Raw genomic sequence first — 12,929 nt, 5'->3', positions numbered from 1 at the left:
CAATAGAACGGCCGTACATGCGCAACAGACGACCTTAGTCTTACTCGGGGCGATTCTCGACCAAGGTCGTACTCCATCCATACAGCAAAACTATCAACGCCATGCTGGATGAACATTTCCATGTATAACGCAATGGACCTAGCCTGAGCTCACCGAATAATCATTCTCATTATCGAGGTGCGCCATGCTCAAGACCGTGACTTTCACCATCATGCACTTCTGCATCGCCTTCAGCGTGGCGTACGCCCTGACCGGCAGCATGACGGTCGGCGGCCTGGTCGCGGCGGTGGAGCCGCTGTGCAACTCGGTAGGTTTCTACTTCCATGAGAAATTCTGGAAGCGCTTCGAAAAGGCCGACAAGCCGACCCAGGAAATACCGAAGCACGCCTGGTTGCACCACCACGCATGACGCCGCGATCTCTAACTCGCGAGATCGCGGACTCTTTCTAACCCTCATGAAATCCCCTGTGCGGATTTTCCGGCTGCCGCCGTAGGAGTGTGGGGGGCTAATCCGCTAAGATGCGCGGCTTTGCCCCCCACGCAAGCACCCTTAGCCATGAGTCAGAACGACCGCTTCCCTGCGCTCCCCTACCTGCTTTCCTTCGTGATTGCCACGCTCGCCCTTGCCGGCCTCTGGTACGGCCTTGGCAAGCCGGTGATCCTGCCGGATGCCGCCACCCCCAGCCACAAGCTGCAGTGCGCCTCCTACAGCCCGTTCGACAAGGACCAATCACCGTTCGACCAGCCCTTCGTGCTACGCCCCGAGCGCATGGATGCCGATCTGGCCTTGCTGGCGACCCGTTTCCACTGCGTGCGCACTTATTCCATGACCGGTCTGGAAGCCATCCCTGAGCTGGCGCGCAAGCACGGCCTCAAGCTGATGCTGGGCGCCTGGGTGAACGGCAACCCGGTGGATACGCAGAAAGAGATCGACGCACTGGTCAAGGCGGCCAATGCCAACCCGGACGTGGTGCAGTCGGTGATCGTGGGCAACGAGACGCTGTTGCGCAAGGAAGTCACCGGCGCGCAACTGGCCACGCTGATCGGACAGGTCAAGGCCCAGGTGAAGCAACCGGTGACCTACGCAGACGTTTGGGAATTCTGGCTGCGCCATCCGGAGGTAGCGCCGGCGGTGGACTTCCTCACCATCCACCTGCTGCCATACTGGGAAGACGATCCCGCTGGCATCGACCAGGCCCTGCGCCATGTCGGCGAAATCCGCCAGGTATTCGGCAACAAGTTCGCTCCCAAGGACATCTTCATCGGCGAAACCGGCTGGCCCAGCGAAGGCCGACAGCGCGAAACCGCCGTGCCGAGCCGGGTCAACGAAGCCAAGTTCATCCGTGGATTCGTCGCCATGGCCGAGCAGAATGGCTGGGGCTACAACCTGATCGAGGCCTTCGACCAACCCTGGAAGCGCGCCAGCGAAGGTGCGGTGGGCGGTTATTGGGGTCTGTTCGACGCCGACCGCCAGGAGAAAGGCGTGCTCGCCGGCCCGGTCACCAATCTGCCTTACTGGCCCATGTGGCTGGGTGTTTCCGGCCTGATTTTCCTCGCGACCCTGGCGCTTGCCGGCCGACCCGCCTCCGCGCGCGCAGCACTGGTGCTGCCGCTGCTGGCGGCAACCGGTGCGGCGTGCATCGGCCTCTGGGGCGAAATGGCACGGGTCACCAGCCGCTTCGTCGGCGAATGGGCCTGGGCAGCCTTCCTGGTCGGTCTCAACCTGATGGTCCTGGCACACGGTGCCATGGCGCTGTCGGCTCGTGGCGGGGTACGCAGCCGCCTGTTCGACTGGCTGGAAGCCCGTGGCGGCTGGTGGTTGTTAGCCTCCGGCTTCGCCGGCGCGGTGCTGATGCTGGCGCTGGTATTCGACGCCCGCTACCGCAGCTTCCCCAGCGCCGCCCTGCTGCTACCGGCCCTGGTCTACCTGTTCCGCCCGGTAGCCGCCCCGCGCCGCGAAATCGCCCTGATGGCGGTGTTGGTCGGCGCCGGCATCGTGCCCCAGCTCTATGAAGAAACCCTGGGCAACGTCCAGGCCATCGGCTGGGCCGTCGTGAGTGCTCTGCTGCTGGGCGCCCTGTGGCGCAGCCTGCGGGTTCGCGGTTGATCCGGGACGTGGTCCGCCCCTATGGGAGCGAATTCATTCGCAATTGAAATCGCTCCCAGAGGCACGACATTCATCCTTCACCGGAAACAAAAAAGGACGCCCAAGGCGTCCTTTTTTACTGCGTGCTGGAAAACTCAGGCGTTTGCCGCCACCAGCTCAGGCTGGCGCCGCACCAGACGCAGGCCGGCGATGACGCAGGCGAACACGGCGAGGCTGGCGGTATAGAGCACCAATGCCGGCAGCGCGAACAGCAGGGCCAACAGGGCCAGGAGCCAACCGGCGCGACCCCGGACGAAGAAGGCGACGAGAGCGGCGCCCAGACCGATCCAGGCGATCACGCGGAAATGAATCAACAGACCCAGGCCTGCGCGAACCTGGCATTCCCAGCGCTGAGCCTCATCAACGCACAACCCGACCCATTGGCCGTCCTCCATCAGGACGAAACGAACGCCGTAGCTGGCGGCCAGCCAGAGCGGCAGCAGGATCAGCAGCAGGATGAGGGACGAACGGCTGGACATGGTGATCTCCGAATGGGTAAGCGGCGCCAAGGATACCCCCACGCCCACGCTATGCAAGGACCTTCCAACCATCAGTAACAACCTGGACTGACATACGGCCCGCACTCTCGGAACTTGCAGTTGTCATAGGCTCGGTATTCACTCATCACGTTCTCTTATAAGGAACATGGCCCGGCAGCCCTGAACGGGGCGGGACCAGGGGAGAGGCTGGAGCCTGCACACAACTGCGGGATCGGGCCTCCGCAGAAACTGTACAGGGACCCTTCCTATGCTCCGTCTTCGCCTCGCCGCCCTGCTGGGCAGCCTGACCTTCTGTGCCCACGTGCTGGCCACGGACCTGGATGCGGCAAGCTACGGCTTTCCGATCAGCAACCCATTCGAAGCGACCATCGCTACGACGCCGCCGGACTTGCGCAGCAAAGTGCCAGCGGACGAAGACATCGACCAGGCTGACTACGATCTGAAGCTGCGCCCAGAGCGTGAGACCGAATTACCCGACAATTTCTGGTCGGTGAAGAAACTGCGCTACCGCCTCGCCCAGCAGAAAGGCTCCGCCCCGCTGGTCTTCGTCATCGCCGGCACCGGCGGTAATTACACCAGCACCCACGCCGAGAGCCTCAAGAAGCTGTTCTATGGCGCCGGCTACCACGTTGTGCAGTTGTCCTCGCCCACCAGCTACGACTTCATGGCCGCTGCCTCGCGCCACGCCACGCCCGGACTTACAGCCGAGGATGCCGACGATCTCTACCGGGTGATGCAGGCCGTGCGCGCGCAGCATCCGGGCTTGGAGGTCACAGACTTCTACCTCACCGGCTACAGCCTTGGCGCCCTGCAGGCAGCTTTCGTCAGCCACCTGGATGAGACCCGTCGCAGCTTCAACTTCAAGCGCGTTCTGCTGCTGAATCCACCGGTGAATCTCTACACCTCGGTGACCAACCTCGACCGTCTGGTGCAAACCCGCGTGAAAGGCGTCGACGACAACACGACCTTCTATCAGGTGGTGCTCGGCAAACTGACCCGCTACTTCCAGCAGAAGGGCTACATCGATCTCAACGACGCGCTGATGTTCGACTTCCAGGAATCCAAGCAGCGGCTGTCCAATGAACAAATGGCAATGCTGATCGGCACCTCGTTCCGCTTCTCATCTTCGGATATCGCCTTCACCTCGGACCTGATCAACCATCGCGGCCTGATCACGCCGGTGAAATACCCGATCAGCGAGGGCACCAGCCTGACGCCTTTCTACAAGCGCGCCCTGCAGTGCGACTTCGATTGCTACATCACAGAGCAGCTGATCCCTTACTGGCGCGCCCGCTATGACGGCGGCAGCCTGACCCAACTGATCAACCAGGTCAGCCTCTATGCCCTGGAGGACTACCTGAAAGGCAACAGCAAGATCGCCGTCATGCACAACGCCGATGACTTGATCCTCGGCCCGGGCGACCTGGGTTTCCTGCGTCGCACCATGGGCGACCGCCTGACCGTCTATCCCCACGGCGGCCACTGCGGCAACCTCAACTACCGCGTCAACGGCGACGCCATGCTGGAGTTCTTCCGTGGCTAAGAAAGCACTCTTCGTCGCCCTGCTATTGACCAGCGGCCTGGCCTGGGCCCAGGAACCCGATCAGGACGGTTTCACCCAGCCACTCAAAGACCTGAAGTTCAACCCCGGCCTCGACCAGCGCGAGTTCGAGCGCTCGACCCTGGACGCATTGAACGTCTACGACCCCTACGAGCCCTGGAATCGGCGGATCTACCACTTCAACTACCGGTTCGACGAATGGGTGTTCCTGCCCGTTGTGCACGGCTACCGGTATGTCACGCCAGGGTTCGTGCGCAGCGGTGTGAGCAATTTCTTCAGCAACCTGGGCGATATTCCCAACTTGCTGAACAGCGTGTTGCAGCTCAAGGGCCAACGTTCCATGGAAATCACCGGGCGCCTGCTGCTGAACACCACCATCGGCGTAGTCGGTCTCTGGGACCCAGCCACGCGCATGGGGCTGCCCAAGCAGAACGAGGACTTCGGCCAGACCCTTGGCTACTACGGCGTGGGTGATGGCCCCTACCTGATGTTGCCGATCCTCGGTCCATCCAACCTGCGGGACACCGGTGGGCTGGTGGTGGATTACGTGGCCGACTACCAGATCAACTTCCTCAATGTGCCGGAAGTCAGCAGCGACCATCCAGAAATCACGGCGCTGCGGATGGTGGACAAGCGCTACACCACCAACTTCCGCTATGGCCAGCTCAATACCCCCTTCGAGTACGAGAAGCTGCGCTACGTCTACACCCAGTCGCGCAAGTTGCAGATTGCTGAGTAGGTCGCCGGCCTCGGCACCTGTGGGGGCGAATGAATTCGCCCCCACAGGAAATCAGAAATATCGACAAAAAAGATAGGAACAAAGAAAAAAGCCGCACCATTGATTCAATTATCAGGCGTAGCATCGCGCTCATTCCAACCTTGAGGAGGTTCAGATGAGCTATCGCCAGATTCTCGAACAACGCCCCGGCCAACCCGCATCCGACGGTGCCGGGGTCAACCTCACCCGTGTTTTCGCCGAGCAGGGCGTCCCGCGCTTCGACCCCTTCCTGATGCTCGACGAGTTCGGCTCGGCCAACCCGGACGACTATGTCGCCGGCTTCCCGCCGCACCCGCACCGGGGCTTCGAGACCATCACCTATATGATCGAAGGACGCATGCGCCATGAAGATCACCTGGGTAACAGCGGTCTGCTGCAGAACGGCGGCGTGCAATGGATGACCGCGGCGCGCGGGATCATCCACAGCGAAATGCCGGAGCAGGAGGAAGGCGTAATGCGCGGTTTCCAGATCTGGCTGAACCTGCCGGGCAAGGACAAGATGGGCGATCCTGGCTACCGCGACTTCGATCCGGCTGAGATTCCACGGATACGCACTGAACAAGGCGTCGAGGCGCTGGTAATTGCCGGCCGCTTCGACGATGGCCAGACCAGCCAGGACGGAGCCGTACAGCGCCCGCACAGTGAACCGCACATCTTCGACCTGGACCTGCCCGCCGGTAGCCGGGTGGCGCCACACCTCGCCGATGGCCTGCGGGTGATGCTCTACGTCTATGAGGGCGACGTAACGGTCAATGGACAGGCCATCGGCAAGGGTCGACTGGTACGCCTCGCCGAAAAAGGCGCACTGGAACTGGCCAGCGACATTGGTGCCAGGATCCTGCTGCTGGCGGGCCGTCCGCTGGGCGAACCCATTGTCCAGTACGGCCCCTTCGTAATGAACACCCGTGAAGAAATCGAGCAGGCACTGCGGGACTACCGCGACGGACGCTTCGGCGAGTAACCTGCGTCGGATCAGAGCGCCGGGAGCACCTGCGGGTGTACCGGCGCCGTCTCCAATCCGAGGAAGCTCTGCAGTTCGGCGCGTTTGGCCATGGCGTCCTGGTATCCCAGTTCGATCAACTCATTGCAATAGCCGGGCTCGAACAGCAGATAACTGAGCACCCCTGCCCCGCTCGCCCTGGTCGCTCCCGGTCCGCGCAGGAAGGTGCGGATGGCGCGCGGCATTTCGCGTCGATGGCGGGCAGCGATTTCATCCAGTGGCCGGCTCGGGGAAATCACCAGCACGTCCACCTGTTCCGAACTGAGGTTTCGCGGCCTCAACTCCGCCGGAATGGCCCGGCTCATGTGGTTGATCCTCTCCAGCAGTTCGATATCGCTTTCGAGGTTGTCGATGAAGGTGCTGTTCAGCAGGTGTCCGCTGATCTGCGCCAGGGATGGCGGACGGCCACTCTGGGGCTGCGGGATTTCCTGATTGGGGTTCATGCCCAACGGGTTGCCACTAACCCCGACCACCAGGACCCGGTTGGCCCCCAGATGCAAGGCCGGGCTGATTGGCGCCGTCTGGCGTACTGCGCCGTCGCCGAAGTATTCACGCCCCAGGCGAACCGCGGGGAAAAGCACCGGAATTGCCGCACTGGCCATAAGGTGCTCGACGCCTAGCCGTGTCGGCACGCCGACACGGCGATGGCGGAACCAGGGGTCGATGGTGGCGCGGCCCTGGTAGAAGGTCACCGCCTGCCCGGACTCATAACCGAAGGCGGTCACCGCCACGGCACGGAGTTGACGGGTGCGCACGGCGGCGGAAATGCCGGAGAAATCCAACTCGCGTTCCAGCAGTTCGCGCAATGGAGCGTTGTCCAGCAGGGCCGCGGGGATGTCGCGGCCAAGACCAAGCAGGTTATGGCCGAAGAAGCGCGAGCTCTGGTGCAGAACGCCGGGCCAGTCACTGCGATAGATCTGCCCGCAACGGAAGCCCTGCCAGACTGCGTTCAGGCGACGAATGGCCTGGCTGAAGTGCAGTGCGCCACAGGCCAGGCCGACGGCATTCACCGCGCCGGCCGAGGTGCCGACGATCACGGGGAAAGGGTTGCGCGCGGCATCCGGCAACAGGTCGGCGATGGCGCCCAGCACCCCAACCTGATAGGCCGCCCGCGAACCTCCACCGGAAAGAATCAGCCCTGTTACAGGCTTCGTGGTGGCGGCGCTGGCATCCATGGACTGCTCTCCGGGCGGGATTTTCCGAGTATAGGTTCAGCTTTCAGTAAAGCTTCGGCGCGCCTTCCGGCCGGGTCTTGAAGCGGCGATGGGCCCAGAGGTACTGCTCAGGGCATTCGCGTACGGCATCTTCGACCCACTGATTGACGCGCAGGCAGTCGGCCTCTTCGGTTTCACCAGGGAAGTCGGACAGCGGCGGATGAATCACCAGCCTGTAGCCGGTGCCATCGTCCAGGCGGCGCTGAGTGAAGGGCAGCACGATGGCCCGGCCCAGACGGGCGAACTTGGTGGTGGCAGTAACGGTAGCGGCCTCAATGCCGAACAGAGGCACGAACAGGCTCTGCTTGCGGCCATAGTCCTGGTCCGGCGCGTACCAGATTGCGCGACCAGCGCGCAGAACCTTGAGCATGGCACGCACATCCTCGCGTTCGATGGCGGTGGCATCCAGGTTGTGGCGCTCACGGCCGCGACGCTGGATGAAATCGAACAGCGCGTTCTTGTGCTCACGGTACATGCCGTCGATGGTGTGCACTTGTCCAAGCAACGCGGCACCGATTTCCAGGGTAGTGAAGTGCAGGGCCATGAGGATCACCCCCTGCCCTTCGGCCTGTGCCTTCTGCAGGTGCTCCAGCCCTTCTATATGAGAAAGCTGCGCCAGACGGGGCTTGGGCCACCACCAGCTCATGGCCATCTCGAAGAAAGCAATACCGGTGGAAGCAAAGTTCTCCCGCAGCAGACGCTCCCGCTCAGAGCTGGACAGCTCCGGGAAGCACAACTCAAGGTTGCGCCGGGCGATCTTTCTTCGCGAACCGGCCACACGCAGCATCAACGCCCCAAGTGCGCGCCCCATCCCCAGTTGCACCCGATAGGGCAACAAAGTGATCAGCCACAGCACGCCAAGTCCCAGCCACAGCGGCCAAAAGCGCGGCTGGAGGAACTGTGGGCGAAATTGAGGTCTATCCATCTCTGAATCCGCTTGAGCGAGAAAACCGCGCATTCTACTCCAAATGCGCCGCCCCCTTCCGGCTTGCTAGCGCCGGACGATCTCGCTATAAGTCCTCGCCATTCACGACCGCAGGCAGACCATGAGCCAAGCTGACCTTCTCGACCAAGACCCCGTGTTCCAGCTCAAGGGCAGCATGCTCGCCATCACCGTGATGGAGCTGGCACACAATGACCTCGAACGACTCGATCGGCAATTGGACGAGAAAGTCGCCCAGGCGCCCAACTTCTTCCAGAACACACCGCTGGTCATGGCGCTGGACAAGCTGCCAGACGGCGAGCAGCCGCTGGACCTGCCCGCGCTGCTGGAAATCTGCCGCCGCCATGGCCTGCGCACCCTGGCAATCCGCGCCAGCCGCGAAGAGCATATCGCCGCCGCCGATGCCCTGGACATCCCGGTCCTGCCGCCGTCCGGCGCCCGCGAGCGCCCCATCGACCCGGTAGAACCCGAGGCCAAGAAGAAAGTCGAGAAACCTGTCGAGCCGCCCAAACCCGAGGTGCAACCGACAAAGGTCATCACTACTCCGGTGCGCGGTGGCCAGCAGGTGTATGCTCCGGGCGGCGATCTCGTAGTGTTGGCTGCGGTCAGCCCCGGCGCGGAACTTCTCGCCGATGGCAACATCCATGTTTACGGTCCCATGCGCGGTCGTGCACTTGCAGGGATCAAGGGCGATACCAAAGCTCGCATTTTCTGCCGTCAACTGGCCGCCGAGCTGGTCTCGGTGGCGGGTCAGTACAAGGTTGCCGACGACCTGCGGCGCGACCCGCTCTGGGGTCAGCAGGTACAAGTCAGCCTGTCGGGTGACGTGTTGAACATCACCCGCCTTTAACGGATACTGCCGCGAATTTTCAGGGACCTGAAAGGGAAGAGGAATGGCTCGATCGGGCCGATAACTTCCCGATTTTCTTATCATTTGGGGTGAATCACCTTGGCCAAGATCCTCGTTGTCACGTCCGGCAAGGGTGGTGTGGGTAAAACCACCACCAGCGCCGCAATCGGTACCGGTCTCGCACTGCGCGGTCACAAGACCGTCATCGTCGACTTCGACGTCGGCCTGCGTAACCTGGACCTGATCATGGGTTGCGAACGCCGCGTGGTGTACGACTTCGTCAACGTCATCAATGGCGAAGCGTCCCTCACCCAGGCCCTGATCAAGGACAAACGCCTGGAAAACCTCTACGTCCTGGCTGCCAGCCAGACTCGCGACAAGGATGCTCTGACCCTCGAAGGCGTCGGCAAGGTCATCGAGGAACTGTCGCAGAACTTCGAATACGTGGTCTGCGATTCGCCGGCCGGTATCGAGAAAGGCGCCCACCTGGCCATGTACTACGCCGACGAGGCGATCGTCGTGACCAACCCGGAAGTCTCCTCCGTGCGTGACTCGGATCGCATGCTTGGCCTGCTGGCCAGCAAGTCCCGCCGCGCAGAGAAGGGCGAAGACCCGATCAAGGAACGCCTGCTCCTGACCCGTTACAACCCCGAGCGCGTCACCAAGGGCGAAATGCTCGGCGTCGAAGACGTCGAGGAAATCCTCGCCATCAACCTGCTCGGTGTCATCCCGGAATCCCAGGCGGTACTCAAGGCCTCCAACCAGGGTATTCCGGTCATCCTCGACGACCAGAGCGACGCCGGCCAGGCGTACAGCGATGCCGTCGACCGCCTGCTCGGCAAGGAGCTGCCCCATCGCTTCCTCGACGTGCAGAAGAAGGGACTCTTACAACGCCTGTTCGGAGGCCGTGAATGAACATTTTCGACTTCTTTCGCGAGCGGAAGAAGCAGAACAGCGCTTCGATCGCTAAGGAACGACTCCAGATCATCGTTGCCCACGAACGTGGCCAGCGTAGCCAACCCGACTATCTGCCTGCCCTGCAGAAAGATCTGGTGGACGTGATTCGCAAGTACGTCAACATCGACCAGGAACAAGTTCAGGTCATGCTGGAGAACCAGGGCAGCTGCTCCATCCTGGAACTGAACATCACCCTGCCCGATCGTTGATCGACGCAGTTGTGCAATAACGGCGGCCTCGGCCGCCGTTTGCTTTTTCGGACGCCCCAATCCATGCCGCTTTCCCAGATCGAGTTCATCCACAAGGACGATGCCCTGCTGGTGGTCAACAAGCCGACCCTGCTGCTGTCCGTGCCCGGCCGGGCCGACGACAACAAGGACTGCCTGATCACCCGCCTGCAGGAGAATGGCTACCCGGAGGCGCGCATCGTCCACCGGCTGGACTGGGAAACGTCGGGCCTGATCGTGCTGGCCCGCGACGCCGACAGCCATCGCGAACTGTCCCGGCAGTTCCACGACCGCGAGACCGAGAAGGCCTACACAGCCTTATGCTGGGGCGAACCGGAGCTGGACAGTGGCCGCATCGAACTCCCCCTGCGCTACGACCCGCCAACCAAGCCCCGCCACGTGGTGGACTTCGAGCAGGGCCGCCATGCCCTGACCTTCTGGCAGGTGGTCGAGCGCTGCGGCCATTACAGCCGCGTCGAACTCACTCCCATCACCGGCCGCTCGCACCAACTCCGCGTGCACATGCTCTCCATCGGCCACCCACTTCTGGGCGACCGCCTCTATGCCAACCCCGAGGCCCTGGCCGCCCATGACCGCCTGTGCCTGCATGCCAGCATGCTGTGCCTTACCCATCCGCAGACGGGTGAGCGCCTGAGATTCGAGTGTCCGGCGCCGTTCTGACCTAGGCTCAAGAAAAAGGCTGCAGTTCGGGAAAACCATGAGCTTCACCGAGTTCTACAACGCCACAGAAGGCCAACCTGCCCGCGTCACCCTGCGCACCGCCCTGGAACTCTGGGACGGGCCGCCCGGCCACGCACTGGACCTGGGCTGCGGTGCCGGACGCGATACCCTGGAACTGCTCAGGCGTGGCTGGCAGGTGCTGGCCGTGGATGCCGAGCCCGAAGCACTGGCCCGCCTCGAAGCCCAGGTGGACGACGAACGGCGCCAGCGACTGCAGAGCCGCTGTTGCCGTTTCGAAACCATGCCGCTGCCGGCGGCGCACCTGGTCAATTCGAGTTTCGCTCTGCCCCTCTGCCCGCCCGAGGCCTTTCCTTCCCTCTGGCAAGCGATCTGCGGCGCCCTGCCGACTGGCGGCCTGTTCGCTGGCCACTTGTTCGGCGAGCGGGACGACTGGGCCAACAACGGCATCACCATCCTGCGCCGCCGGCAACTGGAAGAACTGCTTTCGGGCTGGGATGTGCTGATGCTCGAAGAGAAAGAAGAAGACGGCATCACTGCCAAAGGCCGCAACAAGCACTGGCACCTGTTCTCGGTAGTCGCCCGGCGCCTTTGATCGGACATTCCATCCAGTGGGAGCGATTCCAATCGCGAATGAATTCGCTCCCACAACTGACGCAACTTCCCTCACTATCGGCCTGTTAGGAAAAATCACCGCTGCTCGCCCTCCTAATCCCCGGGGACGATGGGATAAACTCGCGCCACTGCTGTCTGGAGTCCCCCAATGCGCGAAGAGTTGAACCAGGGCCTGATCGATTTCCTCAAGGCCTCGCCCACCCCCTTCCACGCCACCCGCAGCCTGGCCAAGCGGCTCGAAGCCGCCGGCTATGTGCGCCTCGACGAACGCGAGGCCTGGCGTATCGAAAGCGGCGGCCGTTACTACGTCACCCGCAATGACTCCTCCATCGTCGCCATCAAGCTGGGCAAACGCCCGGTACTGGAAGGCGGTCTGCGCCTGGTCGGCGCCCACACCGACAGCCCCTGCCTGCGGGTCAAGCCGAACCCGGAGTTGCACAAGCAGGGGTTCTGGCAACTGGGCGTGGAAGTCTATGGTGGCGCCCTGCTGGCCCCGTGGTTCGACCGCGACCTGTCGCTCGCCGGCCGCGTCACCTATCGCGCCGCCGGCATGGTGGAAAGTCAACTGGTGGACTTCCAGGCGCCCATCGCCGTGATTCCCAACCTGGCCATCCACCTCAACCGTGAGGCCAATCAAGGCTGGGCCATCAACGCCCAGACCGAGCTGCCGCCGATCCTCGCCCAGCTCGCTGCCGGCCAGGCCCGCGAATTCCGCGACCTGCTGGCCGAGCAGTTGACTCTGGAACACGGCGTGGTCGCAGACGCAGTACTGGACTACGAACTGTCCTTCTACGACACCCAGAGCGCTGCGGTCATCGGCCTGGACGGGGACTTCATCGCCGGTGCGCGCCTGGACAACCTGCTGTCCTGCTATGCCGGCCTGCAAGCCCTGCTGGCCGCCGAGGCCGACGAGAGCTGCGTACTGGTCTGCACCGACCACGAGGAAGTGGGTTCCTGCTCCGCCTGCGGCGCCGACGGCCCGATGCTGGAACAGATCCTGCGCCGCGTGCTGCCCGAAGGCGACGCCTTCGCGCGCGTCATCCAGCGCTCGCTGCTGGTCTCCGCCGACAACGCCCATGGCGTTCATCCGAACTACGCCGACAAGCACGACGGTAACCACGGTCCGAAGCTCAACGCCGGCCCGGTGATCAAGGTCAACAGCAACCAGCGCTACGCCACCAACAGTGAAACCGCCGGCTTCTTCCGCCACCTGTGCCTGGAGAACGAAGTGCCGGTACAGAGCTTCGTGACCCGCAGCGACATGGGCTGCGGCTCTACCATTGGTCCGATCACCGCCAGCCAGCTCGGCGTCCGCACCGTGGACATCGGCCTGCCCACCTTCGCCATGCACTCCATCCGCGAACTGGCCGGCAGTCACGACCTGGCTCATCTGGTGAAGGTGCTGGCCGCTTTCTATTCCAGCCACGACCTGCCCTGAG

The 12,929-nt window shown here is 62.9% G+C and carries 14 protein-coding genes; 11 read left to right on the top strand and 3 right to left on the bottom strand.

All coding sequences use genetic code 11. The features are described from left to right. Positions 1 to 184 precede the first annotated feature (184 nt). Complete coding sequence (locus SA496_RS04110) at positions 185 to 409, top strand: DUF2061 domain-containing protein (RefSeq protein ID WP_120652630.1); 225 nt, start codon at positions 185 to 187, stop codon at positions 407 to 409. 147 nt (positions 410 to 556) lie between these two features. Continuing rightward, entirely contained in the window at positions 557 to 2,107 is a 1,551-nt protein-coding gene (locus tag SA496_RS04105) for a glycoside hydrolase family 17 protein (protein ID WP_153921312.1), read from the top strand. 134 nt (positions 2,108 to 2,241) lie between these two features. On the opposite strand, the gene SA496_RS04100 is transcribed toward SA496_RS04105, so the two are convergent. Further along, entirely contained in the window at positions 2,242 to 2,625 is a 384-nt protein-coding gene (locus SA496_RS04100; RefSeq protein ID WP_120652632.1) for a hypothetical protein, read from the bottom strand. Positions 2,626 to 2,893: 268 nt separating this feature from the next. On the opposite strand from SA496_RS04100, the gene SA496_RS04095 reads away from it, so the two are divergent. From SA496_RS04095 to SA496_RS04085, 3 genes are all read left to right on the top strand, one after another. Continuing rightward, positions 2,894 to 4,189, top strand: coding sequence for a serine/threonine protein kinase (locus SA496_RS04095; RefSeq protein ID WP_120652633.1), 1,296 nt, complete (start codon positions 2,894 to 2,896; stop codon positions 4,187 to 4,189). Between the two features lie 19 nt (positions 4,190 to 4,208). Continuing rightward, positions 4,209 to 4,946: an MlaA family lipoprotein gene (locus tag SA496_RS04090; protein WP_153921335.1), complete on the top strand. Its 738-nt coding sequence runs from the start codon at positions 4,209 to 4,211 to the stop codon at positions 4,944 to 4,946. 154 nt (positions 4,947 to 5,100) lie between these two features. Continuing rightward, positions 5,101 to 5,946 (top strand): pirin family protein, encoded by an 846-nt coding sequence (locus SA496_RS04085; RefSeq protein WP_120652635.1) that lies wholly within the window; start codon positions 5,101 to 5,103, stop codon positions 5,944 to 5,946. 11 nt (positions 5,947 to 5,957) lie between these two features. Here SA496_RS04085 and SA496_RS04080 read toward each other — a convergent pair whose 3' ends face one another. Beyond that, entirely contained in the window at positions 5,958 to 7,160 is a 1,203-nt protein-coding gene (locus tag SA496_RS04080; RefSeq protein WP_153921314.1) for a patatin-like phospholipase family protein, read from the bottom strand. Positions 7,161 to 7,203: 43 nt separating this feature from the next. Further along, on the bottom strand, positions 7,204 to 8,124 hold the full coding sequence (locus SA496_RS04075; RefSeq protein WP_120652637.1) for a lipid A biosynthesis lauroyl acyltransferase: 921 nt from the start codon (positions 8,122 to 8,124) through the stop codon (positions 7,204 to 7,206). Between the two features lie 121 nt (positions 8,125 to 8,245). Between SA496_RS04075 and minC the strand changes: the two genes are divergently transcribed. The 6 genes from minC to SA496_RS04045 all read left to right on the top strand — a co-directional run bounded on the left by minC (position 8,246) and on the right by SA496_RS04045 (position 12,928). Next, entirely contained in the window at positions 8,246 to 8,992 is a 747-nt protein-coding gene (minC, locus tag SA496_RS04070) for a septum site-determining protein MinC (RefSeq protein WP_120652638.1), read from the top strand. Between the two features lie 99 nt (positions 8,993 to 9,091). Next, entirely contained in the window at positions 9,092 to 9,907 is an 816-nt protein-coding gene (gene minD / locus SA496_RS04065) for a septum site-determining protein MinD (protein WP_120652639.1), read from the top strand. Continuing rightward, positions 9,904 to 10,158 (top strand): cell division topological specificity factor MinE, encoded by a 255-nt coding sequence (gene minE, locus SA496_RS04060; protein WP_120652640.1) that lies wholly within the window; start codon positions 9,904 to 9,906, stop codon positions 10,156 to 10,158. The genes minD and minE overlap by 4 nt, the downstream gene beginning before the upstream one ends. A gap of 63 nt (positions 10,159 to 10,221) precedes the next feature. After that, positions 10,222 to 10,857, top strand: coding sequence for an RluA family pseudouridine synthase (locus SA496_RS04055; protein ID WP_120652641.1), 636 nt, complete (start codon positions 10,222 to 10,224; stop codon positions 10,855 to 10,857). A gap of 37 nt (positions 10,858 to 10,894) precedes the next feature. After that, on the top strand, positions 10,895 to 11,470 hold the full coding sequence (locus SA496_RS04050) for a class I SAM-dependent methyltransferase (protein WP_120652642.1): 576 nt from the start codon (positions 10,895 to 10,897) through the stop codon (positions 11,468 to 11,470). Between the two features lie 168 nt (positions 11,471 to 11,638). Further along, on the top strand, positions 11,639 to 12,928 hold the full coding sequence (locus SA496_RS04045) for a M18 family aminopeptidase (RefSeq protein ID WP_120652643.1): 1,290 nt from the start codon (positions 11,639 to 11,641) through the stop codon (positions 12,926 to 12,928). Position 12,929: the final 1 nt, after the last annotated feature.

It is taken from the genome of Pseudomonas sp. JS3066 (assembly GCF_036328175.1).
In the GTDB taxonomy this organism is placed as follows: domain Bacteria; phylum Pseudomonadota; class Gammaproteobacteria; order Pseudomonadales; family Pseudomonadaceae; genus Metapseudomonas.
Note: the sequence above shows the minus strand (reverse complement) of the source record. Positions and strands in the feature narration are given on the sequence as shown.

Excerpts from the sequence above, each read along its gene's own strand:
- SA496_RS04110 (WP_120652630.1), top strand. The coding sequence starts at position 185 with ATGCTCAAGACCGTGACTTTCACCATCATGCACTTCTGCATCGCCTTC.
- SA496_RS04105 (WP_153921312.1), top strand. The coding sequence starts at position 557 with ATGAGTCAGAACGACCGCTTCCCTGCGCTCCCCTACCTGCTTTCCTTC.
- SA496_RS04100 (WP_120652632.1), bottom strand. The coding sequence starts at position 2,625 with ATGTCCAGCCGTTCGTCCCTCATCCTGCTGCTGATCCTGCTGCCGCTC.
- SA496_RS04095 (WP_120652633.1), top strand. The coding sequence starts at position 2,894 with ATGCTCCGTCTTCGCCTCGCCGCCCTGCTGGGCAGCCTGACCTTCTGT.
- SA496_RS04085 (WP_120652635.1), top strand. The coding sequence starts at position 5,101 with ATGAGCTATCGCCAGATTCTCGAACAACGCCCCGGCCAACCCGCATCC.
- SA496_RS04080 (WP_153921314.1), bottom strand. The coding sequence starts at position 7,160 with ATGGATGCCAGCGCCGCCACCACGAAGCCTGTAACAGGGCTGATTCTT.
- SA496_RS04075 (WP_120652637.1), bottom strand. The coding sequence starts at position 8,124 with ATGGATAGACCTCAATTTCGCCCACAGTTCCTCCAGCCGCGCTTTTGG.
- minC (WP_120652638.1), top strand. The coding sequence starts at position 8,246 with ATGAGCCAAGCTGACCTTCTCGACCAAGACCCCGTGTTCCAGCTCAAG.
- minE (WP_120652640.1), top strand. The coding sequence starts at position 9,904 with ATGAACATTTTCGACTTCTTTCGCGAGCGGAAGAAGCAGAACAGCGCT.
- SA496_RS04055 (WP_120652641.1), top strand. The coding sequence starts at position 10,222 with ATGCCGCTTTCCCAGATCGAGTTCATCCACAAGGACGATGCCCTGCTG.
- SA496_RS04050 (WP_120652642.1), top strand. The coding sequence starts at position 10,895 with ATGAGCTTCACCGAGTTCTACAACGCCACAGAAGGCCAACCTGCCCGC.
- SA496_RS04045 (WP_120652643.1), top strand. The coding sequence starts at position 11,639 with ATGCGCGAAGAGTTGAACCAGGGCCTGATCGATTTCCTCAAGGCCTCG.